The sequence below is a fragment of the Luedemannella flava genome (genome assembly GCF_039528515.1).
Classification (GTDB): Bacteria; Actinomycetota; Actinomycetes; order Mycobacteriales; family Micromonosporaceae; genus Luedemannella; species Luedemannella flava.
The window spans coordinates 13,047-32,485 of the sequence record NZ_BAAALT010000023.1 but is presented as its reverse complement, the minus strand read 5'-3'; the positions used below and the strand labels follow the sequence as shown (position 1 = coordinate 32,485).

Here is a 19,439-nt window from a genome sequence, read left to right as displayed (position 1 = left end):
ACCGCGCGGGCCACCGACAGAGGCGCTGCCCGACGCGGGACCGTGGGGTGGCGGGCCGCTGGGCGGGGGGCCGCCCACGGACGCACTGCCGACCGCGGCGCGGCCGGAGCCGGTCGGGGAGACCGGCCGGGCGCGGCCCACAGGCCCGTTCGCGTCCGGCTCGTCGTCGGGTCGCCCCGCCGGCCACCCGCGCGCAGGGCTCGGCTCGTCGTCGTACGGATTCATGTGTCACACCCTGCCGTTTCGAGGCCCTGCGGAATCTCCGCGGCCCGGTTGCGGTGAGGTACGCGTCGTCGGACGCTGGCCTGAAGCTGTGCCGGCCTGGGGGGCATCACTGCCCGGAAGGCGGACGCGGTGCATGTTGCCGGACTTAGCTTGAAATATCGGCCTCGCTGTGACCAACACCACTGACCGGCGGCCCTTCCCGGACCCGACCCGCAGCGGTTCATTGATCACCGCATGCCCTCCTGTATCGGTGCGCGTAGCACGGACCTATCACCCATGGTCACCGCGCCCACCGCACACACATGGCCTGAGAGTACAAGCTACTAAGGCACGAGGCGACCTGCGGACATCCGACAACACCGCCCGCAACTGGGAAAACACGTCTCGTGACCGCTCGTTAAGTCGATGAGCGATCGCGTTACATCGATTCAGTACCCAGTTCCGCAGGGTTATTCATCGTGTCGCGGCCGAGCACGAACTGTTCGACGAGGTGGTTCCAGCCGCAGCCGCGGCACACCTCCACGACGTACACCTGGAACTCGCGCAGCGAGTGGGCCAGCACGGACAGCTCCATCCGCGCGCGGGCCTGCCCGGCCGACTGGCGCAGTTCGTCGCCGTAGATGTAGTGGACGTGGGTGAGGTTCTCGCGCCGGCAGATGGGGCAGCGCTCCTCGGTCGCCTCGCCGTGGAAGCGGGCGGCACTGAGGAGATACGGAGAGGCGTCACAGACCTCGTAGGTGCCGGCGCGGCCGGAGTAGACCTCGCGCAGCAGCGCCCTGCGCTGGAGCGAGTAGTCGACCACCTGACGCTGCGACCGCATGCGGACGAGCGTACGCGGCCCTCCGGTGCCCGACCACCGGTGAACGACGGTGACCGGACGCACCGCGTTGCCCATTGCGCAAGTTGCCCCGACGACCTTAGTGTCGATGTATCGGCGCGATACATCGGCAAGGTATCCTCCGGGTAATGGCAGCTTGTACAGCGAGGAGGTGACCCGTGCTCGATCTGGCCATTCTGGGCATCCTGCACGAGTCGCCCATGCACGGGTACGAGCTCCGCAAGCAACTGGCGGTGAAGATCGGCACACTGCGGGCGGCGATCAGCTACGGCTCCCTCTACCCGACGCTGCGCAAGCTGCAGGCCGTCGGGTGGATCGCCGAGGGCGACGCGGAGGACGAGTCGGCCGCACCGGCCGGCACCGAGGTGCCGCCCATGACGAGCCGACGTGGCCGCGTGGTCTACAAGATCACAGCCGAGGGGAAGGAACGGTTCCAGGAGCTGCTCGCCCAGGCTGGTCCGGAGACGTTCGAGGACCAGGGCTTCGGCGTGCACTTCGCGTTCTTCGCCCGGACCGACCCGGCCACCAGACTGCGCATCCTGGAGGGCCGCCGACGCAAGGTCGAGGAGCGCCGCGAAGGGCTGCGCGACGTGCTCAACCGCGCCGCCGAGCGACTCGACGCCTACACGTTGGAGCTGCAACGGCACGGCCTGGACGCCGCCGAGCGCGAGGTGCGTTGGCTGGAGGAGCTCATCGCGAGCGAACGCTCCGGCCGCACCCCCGGGCCCGCCCCCCAAGTGGGCACTACAGATATGAAGCCGCGTTCGGACACCCCGGAGCGGTCGTGAGGATGAAGGAGGCAACCGCGATGGGCTCCGTACGCGTCGCCATTGTGGGCGTGGGCAACTGCGCCTCATCCCTGGTGCAGGGGGTGGAGTACTACCGCAACGCCGATCCGCAGGACCGTGTCCCGGGCCTGATGCACGTTAAGTTCGGCGACTACCACGTCGGCGACGTGCAGTTCGTCGCGGCGTTCGACGTGGACGCCAAGAAGGTGGGCCAGGACCTGGCCGCCGCCATCGGCGCGAGCGAGAACAACACCATCAAGTTCGCCGACGTGCCGCCCACGGGCGTGACCGTCCAGCGCGGCCCGACCTTCGACGGTCTCGGCCAGTACTACCGCGAGATCATCGAGGAATCGGACGACCAGCCGGTCGACGTGGCCCAGGCCCTGCGCGACGCGCAGGTCGACGTGGTCGTCTGCTACCTGCCGGTCGGCTCCGAGCAGGCCGCCAAGTTCTACGCCCAGGCCGCGATCGACGCCGGCGCCGCGTTCGTCAACGCGCTGCCCGTCTTCATCGCCTCCGACCCGGTGTGGGCGCAGAAGTTCACCGACGCGGGCATCCCGATCGTCGGCGACGACATCAAGTCGCAGGTCGGCGCCACGATCGTGCACCGCGCCCTGGCGAAGCTGTTCGAGGACCGCGGCGTCGAGCTGCTGCGGACCTACCAGCTCAACTTCGGCGGCAACATGGACTTCATGAACATGCTGGAGCGCAACCGCCTGGTCTCGAAGAAGATCTCGAAGACCCAGTCGGTGACGAGCCAGATCCCGCACGAGATGTCGAAGTCGGATGTCCACATCGGCCCGTCCGACCACGTGCCGTGGCTCGACGACCGCAAGTGGGCCTACATCCGCCTCGAAGGCCGCTCGTTCGGCGACACCCCCCTGAACGCCGAGCTCAAGCTCGAGGTGTGGGACTCGCCGAACTCGGCGGGCGTCATCATCGACGCGCTGCGGGCCGCGAAGATCGCCAAGGACCGCGGCATCGGCGGCCCGATCCTGTCGGCCTCGTCGTACTTCATGAAGTCGCCCCCGGTCCAGTACAACGACCACGACGCGCACGCGTCGGTCGAGTCCTTCATCAAGGNGATCGCCAAGGACCGCGGCATCGGCGGCCCGATCCTGTCGGCCTCGTCGTATTAGCGGCCCGGGTCACCAGTCCAGGCGGCCGTCCGCGTCCGGGTCACCGACCGCCCACAGTGAACCCCAGAGGATCCCCGACGGCCCGTCCTCGGGCAGCGTCGCGAGGTGCACGCTCACCCGGGCGCCCTGCTCGGCCGTGCGGAAGCCGCTGTGACCGTTGAGGTCCGTGGCGCAGTAGCCGGGGTTCGCCGCGTTCACCTTGATGTTCGTGTCGGCCAGCTCCTTGGCGTACATCGCGGTGATCATGTTGAGGGCCGTCTTCGAGGACGGGTACGCCAGCGAGGTCAGGAAATGCAGCGGGCCGGCCGGGTCGGTCACCACGGCGATGGAGCCCAGCTCGCTGGACACGTTGACGATCCGCGCCGCCGGCGCCCGGCGCAGCAGCGGCAGCAGCGCGTTGGTCAGCGCGACCACCCCGAAGACGTTCGTCTCGTAGACCCGTCGCATCGTGGCCAGCGTCGTCAGGCTCGGGCGTCCATCGCCGTCCATGCCGATGATGCCGGCGTTGTTCACCAGCACGTCAAGCCGCCCGAACTCCTCAGCGATCAGCGCCGCGGCGGCGTCGATAGTGGACTGGTCCGTCACGTCGAGCGGCACGGCGCGCGCGTCGACGCCGTCGGCCCGCACCGCGGCCGCCGCCTTCTCGCCGGCCTCCGCGTCGCGCGATCCCATGAGTACGGTCATGCCGCGCGCGCCGAGCAGTCGCGCCGTCTCGAAGCCGATCCCCCGGTTGGCGCCTGTGATGAGCGCTGTTGTCGTCATGCGGTTCAGCCTGCCGCGCCCGCCGCGACCGCGGGAGAGAACGGCGCAGCCTGGGATCGGCGGTACCACCCTTCGCGGGCGCCCGCGCGGCATCCTTGACCGCATGGCGAACCGCACCGAACTGGCGACGTTCCTGCGCACCCGCCGCGAGCGGCTCACCCCGGCCGACGTCGGCCTGCCCGGCACGGCCCGCCGGCGCACGCCGGGCCTGCGCCGGCAGGAGGTGGCGCACCTCGCCGGCGTCTCGGTGGACTACTACATCCGCCTGGAGCAGGGCCGCGGCCCGCGCCCGTCGCGGCAGGTGCTCGCCGCCCTGACCCGCGCGCTCATGCTGACCCGCGACGAGCGCGACTACCTGTTCCGCGTGGCCGGCGAGTCCCCGCCGCCGCCCGGCGGCCCGAGCCGCGAGGTCACCATCCCGATCCGGTACCTGCTGGACAACCTCGTGGACACGCCCGCGTTCGTGCTCGACGCGAAGTACGACATCCTCGCGTGGAACGCCATGGCCACGCACTTCATCGGCGACCCGGCCGCGTACGCGCCCGGCAACGGCAACGTGGTCCGCTGGGTCTTCGCCGGTCTGGAGCAGCACGTGCGTGCCGGGGATACCGACACGCTCAACTTCGCCCGCGCCTGCGTCGCCGACCTGCGCGCCGCGTACGCCCGCTACCCGGGCGACCGGGGCATCGCGGAGCTGGTCACCGAGCTGCTCGGCACGTCCGCCCGGTTCGCCGCCATGTGGGCCGAGCACGAGGTGGCCGTCAACCGGGGCATCCGCAAGCGGATGGATCACCCCGTGGTCGGCCCGGTGGAGTACGTGTGCCAGGTGCTGCACGTCGCCGACAGCGACCAGCGGCTCATCACCTACTGTGCGGAGCCGGGCTCGCCGAGCCACGCCGCCTTCCGCCGCCTGGCCGGGCTCCCGGAGATCACCAGAACTCGCCGCGGTTGAGCCGGACGCGCGCCTCCAGGTCGAGCAGGCGGCGCTTGCGGTCCAGCCCGCCGCCGAAGCCGACGAGCTTGCCGCCCGCGCCGACGACGCGGTGGCACGGGACGACGAGCGGCAGCGGGTTGCGGTTGCACGCGATGCCGACGGCCTGGGCGGCCTCCGGCTGCCCCACGGCGGCGGCGATCGAACCGTACGTCCTGGTGTCGCCGTACCCGATGGCGGCGATCTGGTCCCACACGGCGCGTTCGAAGCGCGATCCGCCGCGATCCGACAGCGGAAGGGTGAAATCCGTACGCTCGCCGGCGAAATATTCAGCCAACTGATCACGCGCGGCGGTCAGTGGCCCGTCTGCGTCCCCGATGTCGACGGTCGCCACGTCCTCGGGCGGGCCGTCGAACCGGACGTACCGAATGCCCTGCTCATCGGCCGCGACTCCGAGATCGCCGACGGGCGACGGCAGGCTGACCCAACGCACAGGTCCCAGTCTGCCCGTCCTGCCCCGTTCGCACCAAGGCTGTGTGCCGGGCCTGGCGGAGGCCTTAGGCTTCTGTGATGCCCGCCATGCCGACCTCGGGAAACCTGCGCGCCGTCCTGCGCCGTCCCGACATGCGCCGGTTGCTCGCCGTACGGCTGACCAGCCAGCTCGGCGACGGTTGGTTTCAGGCTGGTCTGGCCGGCAGTGTCCTGTTCAACCCGCAGAAGGCGGCCGGTCCGATGGAGATCGCGCTGGCGTTCGCGGTCCTCCTCCTGCCGTACTCGCTGGTCGGCCCGTACGCCGGGGTGTTCCTGGACCGGTGGAGCCGCCGCGGCGTGCTGGTCGTCGCGAACGCCGCCCGGGCCGCGCTGGTCGTGCCGGCCGTCCTGCTGATCTGGCACGGCCACGAAGCGGTGACGTTCACGCTGCTCGCCCTGGCGATCATTGCGATCAACCGGTTCTTCCTGTCCTGCCTGTCGGCCGCCCAGCCGCACGTCGTGGACCCGCCGCGACTGGTCACGGCGAACGCGCTGTCCACCACGCTCGGCACCGTCTGCTACGCGCTGGGCCTGGGCTGCGCGGCCGCGGTCTCGCGCGCGATCGGCACGGGCTTCCACGAGTACGCCCTGGTCTCGGGCGTGGCGATCCTCCTGTACTCGGTGTCGGCCGTGCTGGCCCGGCTGTTCTTCACCGCCGATGCGCTGGGCCCGGACGAGGCGCAGCGGGTCACCTGCGGCATGGGCGCCGAGATCGGCCGCACCACGCGGGGCATGGTCGCCGGCGTGCGCCACCTGGTCGGGCACCGCGGCGCCGCGCTGCTCGTGACGGCCCAGGCCCTGCACCGGGCGCTGTACGGCGTCCTCGCCCTGGCCACCCTGCTGCTCTACCGCAACTACTTCGCCACCGGCACCGGGTTCTCATCATCGCTGACCGGACTGGGACAGATCGCCGTGGCCGGCGCCGCCGGCGCGCTGGCCGCCTCGCTGATCACCCCGCCGATCAGCCGCCGGGTGGGCGGCTGGCGGTTCGTGGCGGCCATGTTCGCCGTGCTGGCTATCGCGCTTCCCGTGCTGGGGCTGCCGTTCCGCCGGCCGTTTCTCGTACTCGCCGTGTTTCTGATCTCGGTCGTCGCGCAGGCCACGAAGATCGTGGTGGACACGGCGCTGCAGGTCGAGGCGGACGACGACTTCCGCGGCCGGGTGTTCAGCGTGAACGACACGTTGTACAACCTGGCGTTCGTGCTGGGCCTTTTCCTCGGCGCGGCAACCCTACCGGCGACGGGCCACTCGGTGATCGCGCTGCTCGGTCTGGGCGCCGGCTACGCGGCCCTGGCCTCCTGGTACGCGAACGCGGGCGGCCGCGCCGCGCGCCTGACGGGCGACGACATCCAGGCGGTCCAGCAGGCCGCCCCGCCCGTCCTGACGGCCAGCCGCTAGAGGCCGTTCGCCGCAGCCCAGGCTCGGAGTTCCGCTACCGCCTCGTCGTGGGAGAGGGGGCCGCGTTCCAGGCGCAGCTCCTTGAGGTGCTTCCAGGCCTTGCCAACCAGGGGGCCGGGCGGCAGGCCGAGCAGCTCCATGATCGCGTTGCCGTCCAGGTCGGGCCGCACGCGGGCCAGGTCCTCCTCGGCCGCGATGCGCGCGATCCGCTCCTCGAGCGCGTCGTAGTCGGCGTAGAGCTGTTCGGCCTTGCGCCGGTTACGCGTCGTGCAGTCGGCCCTGGTGAGCTTGTGCAGTCGCGACAGCAGCGGCCCGGCGTCCGTCACATAACGCCGCACCGCCGAGTCGGTCCACTCGCCGCGGCCGTACCCGTAGAAGCGCAGGTGCAGCGCGACGAGTTCCGTCACATCACTGATGATGTCCTTGGGGAACTTCATCGCCTTCATCCGCGCGCGGGTCATCCGCGCGCCGACCAGCTCGTGGTGGTGGAAGCTGACCCGCCCGTCGGCGCCGACCGCCTTGGTGGCCGGCTTGCCGACGTCGTGCATGAGCGCGGCCATGCGCAGGGTGAAGTCCTTCTCGTCCTCGTACCGGATCGCGTTGCGGACCACGGTGAGGGTGTGCTCGTACACGTCCTTGTGCTGGGCGTGCTCGTCGATGGCCAGACGCAGCCCAGGCAGCTCCGGCAGGAACACGTCGGCCAGGCCGGTGTCCACCAGCAGACGCAGCCCGACGATCGGGTCCGCCCCGCTCATGAGCTTGATGAACTCGTCGCGGATCCGCTCGGCGGTGATCCGTTCGAGGTCGCGGGCCATGGCCGTCATCGCGGCGACGACCTCGGGCGCGGGCGTGAAGTTCAGCTGCGCCGCGAACCGCGCCGCGCGGAGCATCCGCAGCGGGTCGTCGGCGAACGACTCCTCCGGCTTCCCGGGCGTCCTCAGCTTCCGTTCCGCAAGATCATTCAATCCGGAGTACGGGTCGGTGAAGCGGTGTCCGGGCACGCTCACGGCCATCGCGTTCACCGCGAAGTCGCGCCGGCGCAGGTCCTCGGCGAGATTCGTGCCGTACCGCACGATGGGGTTACGGCTGACCCGGTCGTAGGCCTCCGCCCGGTACGTCGTGATCTCCAGGCGCAGGCCGCGGCGGGCGGCGCCGATCGTGCCGAACTCGGCGCCCGTCGTCCAGATCGCCTCCGCCCACCCCTTGAGCAGCTCCTGGGTCTGCTCCGGCCGGGCGCTGGTGGCGAAGTCGAGGTCGTCGCCGAGGCGGCCGAGCAGCGCGTCGCGGACGGATCCGCCGACCAGGTGCAGCTCGTGGCCGGCGGCGGCGAACCGCTCGCCGATCTCGTCGGCGACCGGGGAGACGCGCATGAGCTCCGTGACCGCCTGGCGCTGGGCGGCGGTGAGCGTGGTGGCGCTGGGCCTGGATGAATCGGACATGGGACCGCCAGCCTATCGGAGCGCTTCCGCCGGCCGGATAGGGTCTCTGCCATGACCGAGCGAAGCGAGGGCATCATCGGGCTCCGTGCGAGTCATGGCGGCGCCTCGCGCAGCGAGGTGACGGCATGACCGGCCCCGGCCCCCGCCACGCCGCGCCCGACCCCGACGAAACGGTCATCATGCCGCGCGGCGGCCAGGTCGGGCCGACGCCGCCGGCGGGCCCGATGCCGCAGACCGGGCCGGTGGCATACGGCGGGCCGGTCCCCTACGACGGACCGGGCAACTCCTACGGGTCCGCCCGCCGGCATCCTGTCGACCCCGACGCCACCACAGTGATCCCGGCCGTGGCGCCGATCCACGAGGCGCCCGCGACGATGGGCGCGGCGCCGGCCGGCTCCCCCGTCGACATCGACGCGTCCGCCGAGCTGCCGACTGTTCCGGCCGACGACACCGGCGACCTCGGCGGGTCGGTGGCGCGCAACAGCGCGCTCATGGCCGTCCTCTCGATCGTCAGTCGGGCCACCGGCCTGCTGCGCACCGCCGCGATCGGCGCGGCGATCGGCGCCGGCCTGGTCGCCGACTCGTACACGATCGCCAACACGCTGCCCAACATGGTGTACGAGCTGCTGCTCGGCGGCGTGCTCGCGAGCGTCGTCGTGCCGCTGCTGGTGCGGGCGCGCACCCGCGACACCGACAAGGGCGAGGCGTACGCCCAGCGTCTGTTCACGCTCGCCACGGTCTTCCTCGGCGCGGCCACGCTCGTCGCGGTCGCCATGGCGCCGCTGTTCACGCTGTTCTTCACGGACTCGGACACGTCCCCCGCGACGTCGCAGCTCACCACGACGCTGTCGTATCTGCTGCTGCCGGAGATCTTCTTCTACGGCATGGCGGCCCTGTTCGCGGCGCTGCTGAACACCCATGGACATTTCGCGGCACCGATGTGGACGCCGATCCTCAACAACATCGTCGTGATCGCCACGGCCGGCCTGTTCATCCTGCTGCCGGTGATCGACAACCCACCGCAGCCGGAGACGCTGCGGACCAGCGAGATCCTGGTGCTGGGCATCGGCACGACGCTCGGCATCGTGGTTCAGGCCGTCGGCCTGTGGCCGGCCATGCGCAAGGTCGGTTTCCGCTGGAAGTGGCGCTGGGACTGGGGCCAGCTGCACCTGCGCGAACTGGCCCGGCTCTCCGGCTGGATGCTCGCGTACGTCGTGATCAGCCAGGTCGGCCTGTTCGTCGTGCTGAAGCTGGCCAACAAGGCCGGCGACGAGGGCCCCGGCCCCATGATCTTCAACAACGCGTACCTGATCTTCATGATGGCGCACGGCATCGTCGCGGTCTCGATCATCACAGCGCTCATGCCGCGCATGTCGGCCGCCGCGGCCGAGGGGCGGCACTCCGACCTCAAGAACCAGCTGTCGCTCGGCACCCGCCTGTCGGCCGCCGTGCTCATCCCGATCACCGCGCTCTACCTGGTGCTCGGCCGGCCGCTCGCGGTCGTCCTCTTCCAGTTCGGTGCGTACAAGCCCGAGGACGCCATCGCCACCGGCTGGGTGATCGCCGTGGCAGCTCTGGGCCTGGTCCCGTTCTCCATCGCCCAGCTGCAGATCTTCGCGTTCTACGCGATGCCCGATACCCGCACGCCCGCGCTGATCAACGTGCCGGTGGTGGTCCTGCGCATCCTCGTCGACATCACGCTCTACCTCGTGCTGCCGGCGAAGTGGGTGGCCGCGGGCCTCATGCTCGGCAACGCGGTCTCCTTCGTACTCTCGGTCTTCATCGGGTACTGGCTGCTCCGCAAGCGCGTCGGTCGGCTCGGGCTGACCCGCGACCTCACGGCGCTGGCCAAGCAGACGGTCGCCGCCGTGATCGCCGGCGTCCCGACGGCGCTGCTGGCCTGGCTGCTGATCGGGCAGATGGGATCGAGCTGGGGCGCCAGCCTCGTCCAGCTGATCGTCTGCGGCGGCGTGCTCATCGCGATCTACGTCGCGGCGGCCTTCGTCCTCCGCGTCGCCGAGGTCCGCGAGGTCGCGGCCACGGTCCGCGCCAAGATCGGCCGCTAGCCCGTCCAGTTATGGCGCCATAGCCCTCGAATGCGGGCCTAAATTTCCGACCTGTGGCGCCATTAAGCGATCCCCTCCGCCACGACGAGCGCCGCCGTGTGCTCGGCGGGCTGTGGACAAGGGTGTGGACTCGTGGTGGATTGCGGTGGATTGGGTGTGGATTACCTGGGCACCGGTTGTGGACAACCGCTGTGAACAAGCTGCTCGCACACTCTCGAGCAGCGACAACGCGGCCTCCAGGTGTCCACAGGGTGTGCGCACAGGGGGTGTGGACAAGTGGGGTGACGATCGGCCGCCCTACTCCGAAAATTTGCTTTTGCCCGGATTTCCCGCCTAACGTATGGCTGGGGCGTCCGATCGGGTGGCGCTCTGTGTCGAATCGTCCGACCCGAATCGTTAGCTTCCGACGTGACACGGCCCGGTAGGGTCGTCATGGGTGGGGACCTGCGTCACGAAGCGCTGACGCGATGTCGCCCATCCGAGCGCGAGCGACGTTTCTGAGCTATCTTCGCCCAGACGCCGGCATCGCCGGACGCAACCGGAGGAGGTTGGGTGACCACCCACGTCGGCGGGGGGCAGGAGGCCACGCCCGGGGCAACCCAGGGCGCTCCCGGCCTGATGACCACCCCTACCGGCGAGGACCCCCAACTGCTCGCCGGGCGCTACCGGTTGGACGAGCAGATCAACACGGACGCCGCCGGTCGCCAGATCTGGCGCGGCGTCGACGTCGTGCTCCGCCGGCAGGTCGCGCTGGTCGTCCGCACGCCGGGCGGCGACGCCGCGGCCGGCATGCTCACCGCCGCGGTCGCCGTGAGCCGCGTGGTCCACCCGCACCTGGCGGGCGTCTATGACGCCGTCGACGAGGGCGACCGTGCCTATGTCGTGCGCGAGTGGGTGCCGGGCGTCGCGCTGCGCGACATCGTCGCCGACTCCATCCTCGGCCCCGAGCACGCCGCGATGGTCGCCCACGCGGTCGCCGAGGCCGTCGCGGCCCTGCACGCGGCCGGCATCGTCCACGGCAACATCCACCCGGGCACGGTGCTCGTCGCCGACGACGGCCGGGTGGTCCTCGCAGACACCCGCGCCGACGCCTCGGCCACGGCCGACCACGACGTGCGCTGCGTGGGCGCGATCCTCTACTTCTGCCTCACCGGTCACTGGCCCCTGCGCGAGGGCGCGGGCACGCTGCCCGACGCGGTGCGCGACAGCGCCGGCCGCCCGGTGCCGCTGCGCCAGGTGCGCGCCGGCGTTCCCCGCCAGCTCGACGTCACGGCCGCCGAGCTGCTCGACCCCGACCTCCCGGCCCCGCCGGCGGGCGCGCTCGCCGCGGACCTCGCCCGGCTGGTGAGCCAGGGCCCCGACAACTACGACGACGGCGGGCCGATCGGCTTCGACGCCGGCCCCGAGCCGCGCCGCCGCTCCGGCAGCAAGTTGCTGCTCGGTGTGACGGTGCTCGTGCTCATCGCGGCCGCGGGCGTGTTCGTCGGCAACCGGCTGTTCGGCTCGTCCGGTGAAACCGGCACCCAGACGACGGTGACGCCGACCACCGGTCCGGCCGCCGGCGAGCCCACGGGTCACCCGATCGAGCTGCGGTCGGACATGATCCGCGTCGTCGACCCCAAGGGCGACCGCACCGAGCTCCAGGGCGTTGAGCGCGCCATCGACGGTGACAAGTCCACCGGGTGGGAGACGCAGCACTACACGCGCGCCAACTTCGGCGGGCTCAAGCCCGGCATGGGCATCCTGATCCGGCTGCCGCAGTCCACGAAGGTCCGCGACATCGAGGTCATCCTCAACGCCGGTGGGGCCACCGCGGCGCTGCTCGCCGGCCCGTCCGACCCGGGCAACACCGCCGACGGCGACGCCATCATCGCCAAGTTCGACAGGCAGGGCTCGCCGTTCAAGTCCGTCGGTCAGATCCAGGAGGACATCGCCGGTTCGCGGGTGGTGTTCCCGGTCGACCAGGAGGCGCAGGTCCTGGTCGTCTGGATCGCCAAGATGCCGTCGGACGGCAGCGGCAAGTTCCAGGTGGCGATCAAGGAGATCACTGTCACGGGCGAGTGATCCTGGCCGCGCCCCGATAGGGTGCACTCCGTGACCGACCTCCGCACCGACGACGCGCTCATGCGCGCGCACGTGTCCGGGGACCGGTCGGCCTTCGAGGAGCTGGTCCGCCGCCACCGCGACCGCCTGTGGGCGGTGGCCATGCGCACCCTCGCCGACCGCGAGGAGGCCGCCGACGCCGTCCAGGACGCCCTCCTCGCGGCGTACCGGGGTGCCGAGCGGTTCCGGGGCGACTCCGCCGTCACCACCTGGCTGCACCGCATCGTGGTCAACTCCTGCCTCGACCGGCTGCGTCGCCGGCAGGTCCGGCCCACCGTGCCGCTGCCCGAGCCGGACTCGCCCGCCCTCGTCGGGCGGGCCACCACCATGCCGGACGTGGCGACCGAGATCACCGTGCGCGAGGCGCTGCGCGGGCTCCCCGAGGAGCAACGGATGGTCCTGGTCCTGGTCGACATGGAGGGCTTCCCGGTCGCGGACGTGGCCGCGATGCTCGGCATCGCCGAGGGCACCGTGAAGAGCCGCTGCGCGCGGGGCCGGGCCCGGCTCGCCGTGGCGCTGGGGCATCTGCGCCTCGACACCCGCGCCGGCAGCGGCGCCCCGCCGCCCGCGCCACGCGGGTCCGGCCGGGTGGGGAACCGGGGAGCCACCGCGGCCGTCGGATCAGAACAGGGTAACGACGACGCGGAGGGGGTGACCCATGACCTTTGACGAGGACGACCTGGATCGTCTGGCCGACTACGCGGCCGGCCTGCTCGACCCGGCCGAGGCCGCGTCGGTTGCCGCCCGCGTTGCCACCGACCCGCACTGGGCCGCGGTGTACGGGCAGCTCGTCACGGCCGACGTTGTCGTCGCCACCCAGCTGCGCGACGCGCCCGGCGAGGACGTCATGCCAGCCGACATCGTGGCGCGACTCGACGCGGCGTTCGCGGGCGAGGCCGCCGCGGGCGACGCCGGCTCCGACGCGGCAGCGCGTACTCCCGTGATTTCGTTGGCCGAGGCACGACGGCGCCGGCAGCGGCGCGCGGGCCTCGTGGCGGTCGGGGCTGTCGCCGCCGCGGTCGTGGCCGTCGTCGGTGGGAGTGTCGTCAACGGCGGCCTGCCTGTCCGCGAGTTCGGCTCGGCGGCGGACGCGCCGGCGATGGGGACAGGGGCAGGTGCGGACAACGGCGCGCCGGAGGCCGCGAACAGCGACAAGTCGGTTAGCGACGGCCCGGGCGCGACCGCGCCCGCCTCGGCCCAGGCGCTCAGCGCCGGCCAGCTGGCCACGGTGCCGATCACTGATAGCGACACGGACTACACGTGGACGTCGCTGCCGCTCGCCGCGGCGGGCGTCACCCTGACCGACGGCAACTCGAGCACGGCGAAGTCGACCGCCCGGGCCCGGGTGCCGCGCGCGTTGAGAGACCTCGCCAGGCCGGAGACGTTGCGCGCGTGCCTGGAGGCGGTGGGCGTCGCCACGGGCGGCACGCCGACCCGGGCGGAGTTCGCGTCGTACGACGGGACGCCGGCCCTGGTGGTGGTCATCACACGGCCCGCCGGAAAGACCGTCGCCGCGGTCGGCGGGGACTGCGGACCGGGCAGCCCTGACCTGCGGGCACGCCGCGACCTGCCCTGACCTGGCGGTGACACGGCGGCGCGCCGGGGGCGTGATGCGCGCCGCGTCGGGGAATCTGCGGTCCGTACCATGGCGTTGCGCCGAGTGCCGAACGGTGTCTAATCGACGGCGCGTGTGGCAACGTGATGCCCACGGCGAAATGGAGGAGCAGCGGTGGATGACGTCCGCAATCTGATCATCGTGGGGTCCGGCCCGGCCGGTTACACCGCTGCGGTCTACGCCGCGCGCGCCAACCTCAAGCCGCTGGTCATCGAGGGCGTGCAGTCCGGTGGCGCGCTGATGACGACCACCGAGGTCGAGAACTTCCCGGGCTTCCCCGACGCCGTCATGGGTCCCGACCTGATGGACAACATGCGCAAGCAGGCCGAGCGTTTCGGCGCCGAGCTGCTCACCGACGACGCCACACGGGTCGAGCTGGCCGGCGACGTCAAGACGGTCTGGGTCGGCGAGACGGCGTACCGGGCCCGCGCGGTGATCCTCGCGACCGGCTCGGCGTGGCGGCCGCTGGGCGTGCCCGGCGAGCAGGAGCTCCTCGGCCACGGCGTGTCCTCGTGCGCGACCTGCGACGGCTTCTTCTTCCGCAACCAGCACATCGCGGTGGTGGGCGGCGGCGACTCGGCGATGGAGGAGGCGACGTTCCTCACCCGGTTCGCGGAGACTGTGACGATCATCCACCGGCGCGACGAGTTCCGGGCCAGCAAGATCATGGCTGAGCGCGCGCTCGCCAATCCGAAGATCAAGGTCGCCTGGAACAGCCTCATCGAGGAGATCCTCGGCGAGGACGGCGCGGTGGCCGGCGTGCGGCTGCGCGACGCTGTCACCGGCGAGACCCGCACCCTCGACGTGACCGGTGTCTTCGTGGCGATCGGCCACGACCCGCGCAGCGAGCTGTTCCGGGGCCAGGTCGACCTGGACGAATCCGGATATGTCGTGGTTGATGCCCCCAGCACGCGGACGAGCCTGACCGGTGTCTTTGCGGCCGGCGACCTCGTCGACCACACCTACCGCCAGGCCATCACCGCCGCCGGCACCGGTTGCGCGGCCGCACTCGACGCGGAGCGCTACATCGCGGCTGCAGGCTGAGCAGTGGTTTCCGCGAAGGCGGAAGCCGCTTCATCAGCACAGCCTCCATCGCCGACTGAACTTTTGTGGAACTGGACTTCAGACAGAGGGGAAACGATATGGGCTCCGCCACGAAGGCTGTCACCGACGCCACGTTCATCTCGGACGTGCTGCAGTCGGACAAGCCCGTCCTGGTCGACTTCTGGGCCGAGTGGTGCGCGCCGTGCCGCAAGGTCGCTCCGGTTCTCGCCGAGATCGCCGCGGAGATGGGCGACAAGGTCGAGATCGTGAACCTCAACATCGACGAGAACCCCGAGACCGCCATGGCCTACCGTGTCATGTCGGTGCCGACCCTCACGATCTTCAAGGGCGGCCAGCCGGTCCAGTCTGTCACCGGTGCCCGCCCCAAGGGCGACCTCGTCCGGCTCATCGAATCCGCGATCTGATCGCGCGAGACCTACCCAGAGCGCCCCACGCCCCGCGTGGGGCGCTCTGCTTTTTTCTGAGTACGCATCATCCGCGCGGCCTACCGTCGCGGTACGCTCCGGGGCATTTGGTGCTCACGACACCTCATGGGCCGGCTTTGGGCGGATAGCCCTGCCAAGGGAGAGAGTCCTATGCGAGTGATCCGGCGCGCCGACCGGGGGGCGGCTGTCGTGGAGATCCAGGCGATCCTGGCTGGGCAGGGGCTCCTCCCGCCCGCCGTCGCTGGGGCGGCCTTCGAGGACGCCGTGTTCGACGAGGCCGTCGAGCGGGCGGTGCGGGCGTTCCAGCAGAGCCGGGGCCTGACCGCCGACGGTGAGGTGAACGAGGAGACCTGGCGGGCGCTCGACGCGGCGCGGTGGCAGCTCGGCTCCCGCGTCCTGTCGTACTCGCGCCCCGAGCCGATGTTCGGCGACGACGTCCGACAACTGCAGGAGCGACTCCTGGAGCTCGGGTACGACCTGGGTCGCGCAGACGGGATCTTCGGCCCTGGCACATCCGCGGCGCTCGCCCGGTTCCAGCGCGAGGTCGGCCTGGTGCCCGACGGCGCCTGCGGGCCGCAGACCATGAACGCACTACGCCGGCTGGGCCGCAAGGTGACCGGCGGCCGCCCGATGCTGCTGCGGGAGACGGAGCGCTTCCGGGCTGCCGGGCCGGCGCTCGTCGACAAGCGGATCGTTATCGACCCCGGGCACGGCGGCGGCGACGCCGGCGTAGCGGTCGTCGACGGTGCGCTCCGCTGGACCGAGGCCGACATCGCCTACGACATCGCGGCCCGGCTGGAGGGCCGGCTCGCCGCAGCCGGCATGCGGGTGCACCTCACCCGCGGCCCGAGCCCGCGCGAACCGTTCCCGGACCTCGACCGCGCGGCCCTCGCCAACGAGCTCGGCGCCGACCTGCTCATCTCGCTGCACCTGGACGGCCACCCGAACGCGACGGCCAGCGGGGTGGCGGCCTACTACTACGGCCACTACGGCGACGGCGGCGTCTCCTCCACATTGGGCGAGCGCTTCGCCGGGCTGGTGCAACGTGAGATCGTCAGCCGGACCGGGCTGCGGGACTGCCACATCCACGCCAAGTCCTGGGACCTGCTCCGCGTCACCCGCATGCCGGCGGTGCGCGTGGAGCCCGGCTACCTCACGTCGCCGGCCGACCGCGAGCGCCTGGTCGACCCGCTGTTCCGCGACCGTGTCGTCGAGGCGATCGTGGCGGCCGTCCAGCGCATGTACATCCCGATCGAGGCGGACGTGCCGACCGGGTCGATCGACGTGAGCGACCTGCGGGCACGGGTCGGTCAGGCGATCGCCTAGGCCCGCTACTCCTTGGGGCTCCCCGCGAGCATCGAGCTCGTGGCCGGACGGAGGATCGCGTCCGGGTTCATGGAGTTGAGCAGCTTCTCCAGCGCGTACTCCACGTCGGACTTCCAGGACAGCGCCGTGCGGAGCTCGAGCCGAACCCGCGGGAAACGCGGGTGCGGTCGCACCGTCTTGAAGCCGACGGCGGTGAAGAAGTCGACCGGCGCGAGGCAGCCCGACATCTCATCCATCTCGTCGCCGTACTTCGCGTCGCCGAACGCCTCGATCGCCTTGATGCCGCGCTTGGTGATGTCGCGCGCCACGCCCTGGATGAGCATGCGACCCAGCCCGCCCCCGCCGAACGGCGGCACCACGTGCGCCGTCATCAGCAGCACGGCGTCCTGCGAGATCGGGCTCGTCGGGAACGCCATCGACCGCGGCACGTACGCCGGCGGCGCGTAGAGGGCGAAGCCGGCCGGCATGCCGTCGGCGTAGATGAGCTTGCCGCAGGAGCCCCACTCGAGCAGGGTCTGCGAGACCCACGCTTCCTTCTCCAGGCCCGGGTCGCCGGTCGCGCACGCCCGCTCGGCCGCGACGGGGTCGAGCTCCCAGTAGACACATTGGCGGCACCGGCGAGGCAGATCCTCGAGCGTGTCCAGAGTGAGGTTAACGAGCCTACGCGACATCAACACACCTCTCGCCGAACACAGCCAGAGCGCATGCGCCGCCTCCTCACCAACCCCTGCGATCGTACGCTCAACCGCCGTCGTACGGGAGCGGTCAGACCCCTTCTTCCCAGCCTTCGTCATCATCGAGCGGGACACCGAAAGAGCTTCGCGATCCGGCGCTCGCATCCTGGGCTTCGTTGGCGCTCGCGCCGGCGGCGAAGCGGCCGTCACTTCCGCCCGGCACCCCGCCGTTGGCCGATGCCGCGCCATTGGCCGATGCCCCGCCGGTGCCGCGCGCCTCGCCGGCGGCCGGCGTGGCATGCCGGTCAGCCGAGCCGCCGGGGTCCGCCGCATCCCTCGCGCCACTCTCCGCGCCTGCGCCGCTCTGTTCGGCACCTAGGGTCGCTGGCGCCTTCCAGTCGATGCGGGGCGGCTCTGCGAGCGGGCGACCGCCGAACTCGGCGAGCCAGGCGGCCACGAGGGCGCAGTTCTCCCGCCACTGCTCCTCCGGGATCGGCGGCAGGATGTCGTCCCACAGCGATAGGAACGTGCCCCGCAACTGCAGCCGCCCATACGGCCGGGCCAGGAACCAGAGGTGCAGGTGCGCCGAGCCGTCACCCCATCGGTTCACGTGGACCCGGGCGACGCCGTCGAGCGAGCGCATCGCACGCTCGAGCCGGACCGTCATGACGCCGAGCTCCGCCGCGAACAGGTTCGGCAGATCGCCGAGGTCCAGGTGTGAACGCGACTCGAGGATCAGCACCATCGGCAGACCGGTGGGGCGCTCCAGCGCGCGCACGCGCCAACGGTCGCTCACCCAGATGTACGCGTCCTCGGGGGCCGCACACGCCAGACAGGTCGCTGGGTCCTCGCCCAGCCGGGGCGGTTCGGTCTCGACCGGGGGGTCGAGCTTCCGCAGTCTCAGGTCACCCTCGAAGGGGAACGTCGGCCATTTCGTGAACTCGGGCAGGGCATCGGAGAGGTCGGCCACGGGCCCGACACTAGCGGAGCCGAGCTGCCTCGGATAGCCGTCGTCCACAGGGGTGATGCACCGCTGACACGTACTTTTGCCCGTTGGGGCCACGGCCTGTGGACAGAGCTTGTGGAGAACTCCGTGCCGCTGTTTCACGTGAAACATCGGTATCGGTTGGGCCAGGCCACCGGCGCCTTTGGCAACTGGATGCTGCTGCTGCCAAACGCGGCCGCCTGCCCTGCCGGTGGCATGCAGTCATGGCCCGGCCCGGCATGGTCGCGTGCCCGGCACAGGGCTGGCCATGATGACACGTCCATGGCCGGACGACGTCAGTGGCGACGTACGGACGGCGACGGCCATGGCAGCGGAGTCAACCCGCTTCCAGTCGCGCTTCTGTCGACCCTTCGTGTCGCGGCTTGATGCAGCTAGTCATCCCATGCCGCGTCATCGGGCACGCTTCGCTTCCCTGACGTCATTGCGCCTGGGCGCTTCCACGGTCCACGGGGCGAGAACGACCGCGAGGCAAACGCGTCGGCCGGGGTAGCGTCCCGCCGTGGGTTTCCGAGCACACGCGGGGCGCGTCCGTAACACTCGCCTGCCGTTCGCATGCCGCGTATCGGCGTTGCGCTCGTGCGTCCAGTTGTGCCAGCCGTTCGGCTTCCACGGGACGCTCCGCTTCCTCGCCGCGGCCGTAGGCCCGTTCCGGGACGAGGCGGCCCTCCTAGCCGCGTTGAACGTCCTCGAGGCGAGCCGCGAAGCGTGGAAGGTCGACGTGCTCCGGTACGCCGCTCGACGGGCGACCGCGAAGCGTCTGGGCCACCGCGTCCCTCGGGCAGACGATCCGAACCCGACCCCCAGCCGCAGCGGCTGGTACCCCGACGGACGCGCGGCTGCACTCGACGCCCTTAAGCGTTGGCTCGACGTCCGCGCCCCGGACGGGTCGCCAGCCGCGAATCCGACGACCGACGAGGTCCACTCGCTGCTGAGGGTCTGCATCACCTCGGGTGGCCCGCTGTCGACTGGCCACAGCCGGCGGGTCCGGGACCTCATCCATTACCTCGAGCGGGAGCCTCCTGGACTCGCCAACTCGGCAGACCTGCTGACCGCGCTCCGCCTCGTCGCGTTGGCGGACGACGTCTCCTGACGCGTTGGTTTCACGTGA

Annotated in this window: 18 protein-coding genes and 1 pseudogene; 12 read left to right on the top strand and 7 right to left on the bottom strand. The window is 71.2% G+C overall.

Features of this window, described 5'->3' with window-relative positions:
- A pseudogene (locus ABD211_RS05535) lies at positions 1-225 on the bottom strand (hypothetical protein); the annotation flags it as partial.
- 418 nt (positions 226-643) lie between these two features.
- Positions 644-1,045 carry a DUF5318 domain-containing protein gene (locus ABD211_RS05530; protein ID WP_344126876.1) on the bottom strand — a complete coding sequence of 134 codons (402 nt, stop codon included), beginning with the start codon at positions 1,043-1,045 and terminating at the stop codon, positions 644-646.
- 176 nt (positions 1,046-1,221) lie between these two features.
- Here ABD211_RS05530 and ABD211_RS05525 point away from each other — a divergent pair, with 176 nt between their 5' ends.
- Both ABD211_RS05525 and ABD211_RS05520 read left to right on the top strand, forming a co-directional pair.
- Positions 1,222-1,851: a PadR family transcriptional regulator gene (locus ABD211_RS05525; protein ID WP_344126874.1), complete on the top strand. Its 630-nt coding sequence runs from the start codon at positions 1,222-1,224 to the stop codon at positions 1,849-1,851.
- A 20-nt stretch (positions 1,852-1,871) separates the two neighbouring features.
- Positions 1,872-2,990: an inositol-3-phosphate synthase gene (locus ABD211_RS05520; protein WP_344126889.1), complete on the top strand. Its 1,119-nt coding sequence runs from the start codon at positions 1,872-1,874 to the stop codon at positions 2,988-2,990.
- A gap of 9 nt (positions 2,991-2,999) precedes the next feature.
- Here the strand turns inward: ABD211_RS05520 and ABD211_RS05515 are convergent, their stop codons facing one another.
- Positions 3,000-3,752 (bottom strand): SDR family oxidoreductase, encoded by a 753-nt coding sequence (locus tag ABD211_RS05515; protein ID WP_344126872.1) that lies wholly within the window; start codon positions 3,750-3,752, stop codon positions 3,000-3,002.
- Positions 3,753-3,855: 103 nt separating this feature from the next.
- Between ABD211_RS05515 and ABD211_RS05510 the strand changes: the two genes are divergently transcribed.
- Positions 3,856-4,704: a helix-turn-helix transcriptional regulator gene (locus ABD211_RS05510; RefSeq protein WP_344126871.1), complete on the top strand. Its 849-nt coding sequence runs from the start codon at positions 3,856-3,858 to the stop codon at positions 4,702-4,704.
- Here ABD211_RS05510 and ABD211_RS05505 read toward each other — a convergent pair.
- A complete protein-coding gene (locus ABD211_RS05505) occupies positions 4,682-5,176 on the bottom strand; it encodes a methylated-DNA--[protein]-cysteine S-methyltransferase (RefSeq protein ID WP_344126869.1) in 495 nt (164 codons plus the stop codon). The genes ABD211_RS05510 and ABD211_RS05505 overlap by 23 nt on opposite strands.
- 86 nt (positions 5,177-5,262) lie before the next feature.
- On the opposite strand from ABD211_RS05505, the gene ABD211_RS05500 reads away from it, so the two are divergent.
- The gene (locus ABD211_RS05500) at positions 5,263-6,612 is read left to right on the top strand and encodes an MFS transporter (protein ID WP_344126867.1); all 1,350 of its coding nucleotides are present in this window, start codon (positions 5,263-5,265) and stop codon (positions 6,610-6,612) included.
- On the opposite strand, the gene ABD211_RS05495 is transcribed toward ABD211_RS05500, so the two are convergent.
- Complete coding sequence (locus ABD211_RS05495; protein WP_344126865.1) at positions 6,609-8,051, bottom strand: CCA tRNA nucleotidyltransferase; 1,443 nt, start codon at positions 8,049-8,051, stop codon at positions 6,609-6,611. The genes ABD211_RS05500 and ABD211_RS05495 overlap by 4 nt on opposite strands.
- Positions 8,052-8,425: 374 nt before the next feature.
- Here ABD211_RS05495 and murJ point away from each other — a divergent pair, with 374 nt between their 5' ends.
- From murJ to ABD211_RS05460, 7 genes are all read left to right on the top strand, one after another.
- A complete protein-coding gene (gene murJ, locus ABD211_RS05490; protein ID WP_425560354.1) occupies positions 8,426-10,117 on the top strand; it encodes a murein biosynthesis integral membrane protein MurJ in 1,692 nt (563 codons plus the stop codon).
- Positions 10,118-10,669: 552 nt separating this feature from the next.
- On the top strand, positions 10,670-12,181 hold the full coding sequence (locus ABD211_RS05485; protein WP_344126861.1) for a protein kinase family protein: 1,512 nt from the start codon (positions 10,670-10,672) through the stop codon (positions 12,179-12,181).
- 60 nt (positions 12,182-12,241) lie between these two features.
- The gene (sigM, locus tag ABD211_RS05480) at positions 12,242-12,889 is read left to right on the top strand and encodes an RNA polymerase sigma factor SigM (RefSeq protein ID WP_425560353.1); all 648 of its coding nucleotides are present in this window, start codon (positions 12,242-12,244) and stop codon (positions 12,887-12,889) included.
- Positions 12,879-13,796 carry a hypothetical protein gene (locus tag ABD211_RS05475; protein ID WP_344126856.1) on the top strand — a complete coding sequence of 306 codons (918 nt, stop codon included), beginning with the start codon at positions 12,879-12,881 and terminating at the stop codon, positions 13,794-13,796. Before sigM ends, ABD211_RS05475 begins: the two co-directional genes overlap by 11 nt.
- A 153-nt stretch (positions 13,797-13,949) precedes the next feature.
- Complete coding sequence (gene trxB, locus ABD211_RS05470) at positions 13,950-14,879, top strand: thioredoxin-disulfide reductase (RefSeq protein ID WP_344126854.1); 930 nt, start codon at positions 13,950-13,952, stop codon at positions 14,877-14,879.
- Between the two features lie 98 nt (positions 14,880-14,977).
- Positions 14,978-15,304: a thioredoxin gene (gene trxA, locus ABD211_RS05465; RefSeq protein ID WP_344126852.1), complete on the top strand. Its 327-nt coding sequence runs from the start codon at positions 14,978-14,980 to the stop codon at positions 15,302-15,304.
- Positions 15,305-15,475: 171 nt separating this feature from the next.
- On the top strand, positions 15,476-16,651 hold the full coding sequence (locus ABD211_RS05460) for an N-acetylmuramoyl-L-alanine amidase (RefSeq protein ID WP_344126850.1): 1,176 nt from the start codon (positions 15,476-15,478) through the stop codon (positions 16,649-16,651).
- A 5-nt stretch (positions 16,652-16,656) separates the two neighbouring features.
- On the opposite strand, the gene ABD211_RS05455 is transcribed toward ABD211_RS05460, so the two are convergent.
- Together ABD211_RS05455 and ABD211_RS05450 are read right to left on the bottom strand one after the other, a co-directional pair.
- Positions 16,657-17,322 (bottom strand): GNAT family N-acetyltransferase, encoded by a 666-nt coding sequence (locus ABD211_RS05455; RefSeq protein ID WP_344126847.1) that lies wholly within the window; start codon positions 17,320-17,322, stop codon positions 16,657-16,659.
- Positions 17,323-17,416: 94 nt separating this feature from the next.
- Positions 17,417-18,274, bottom strand: coding sequence for a hypothetical protein (locus tag ABD211_RS05450; protein WP_344126887.1), 858 nt, complete (start codon positions 18,272-18,274; stop codon positions 17,417-17,419).
- A gap of 625 nt (positions 18,275-18,899) precedes the next feature.
- Here ABD211_RS05450 and ABD211_RS05445 point away from each other — a divergent pair.
- On the top strand, positions 18,900-19,421 hold the full coding sequence (locus ABD211_RS05445) for a hypothetical protein (RefSeq protein ID WP_344126845.1): 522 nt from the start codon (positions 18,900-18,902) through the stop codon (positions 19,419-19,421).
- Positions 19,422-19,439 lie beyond the last annotated feature (18 nt).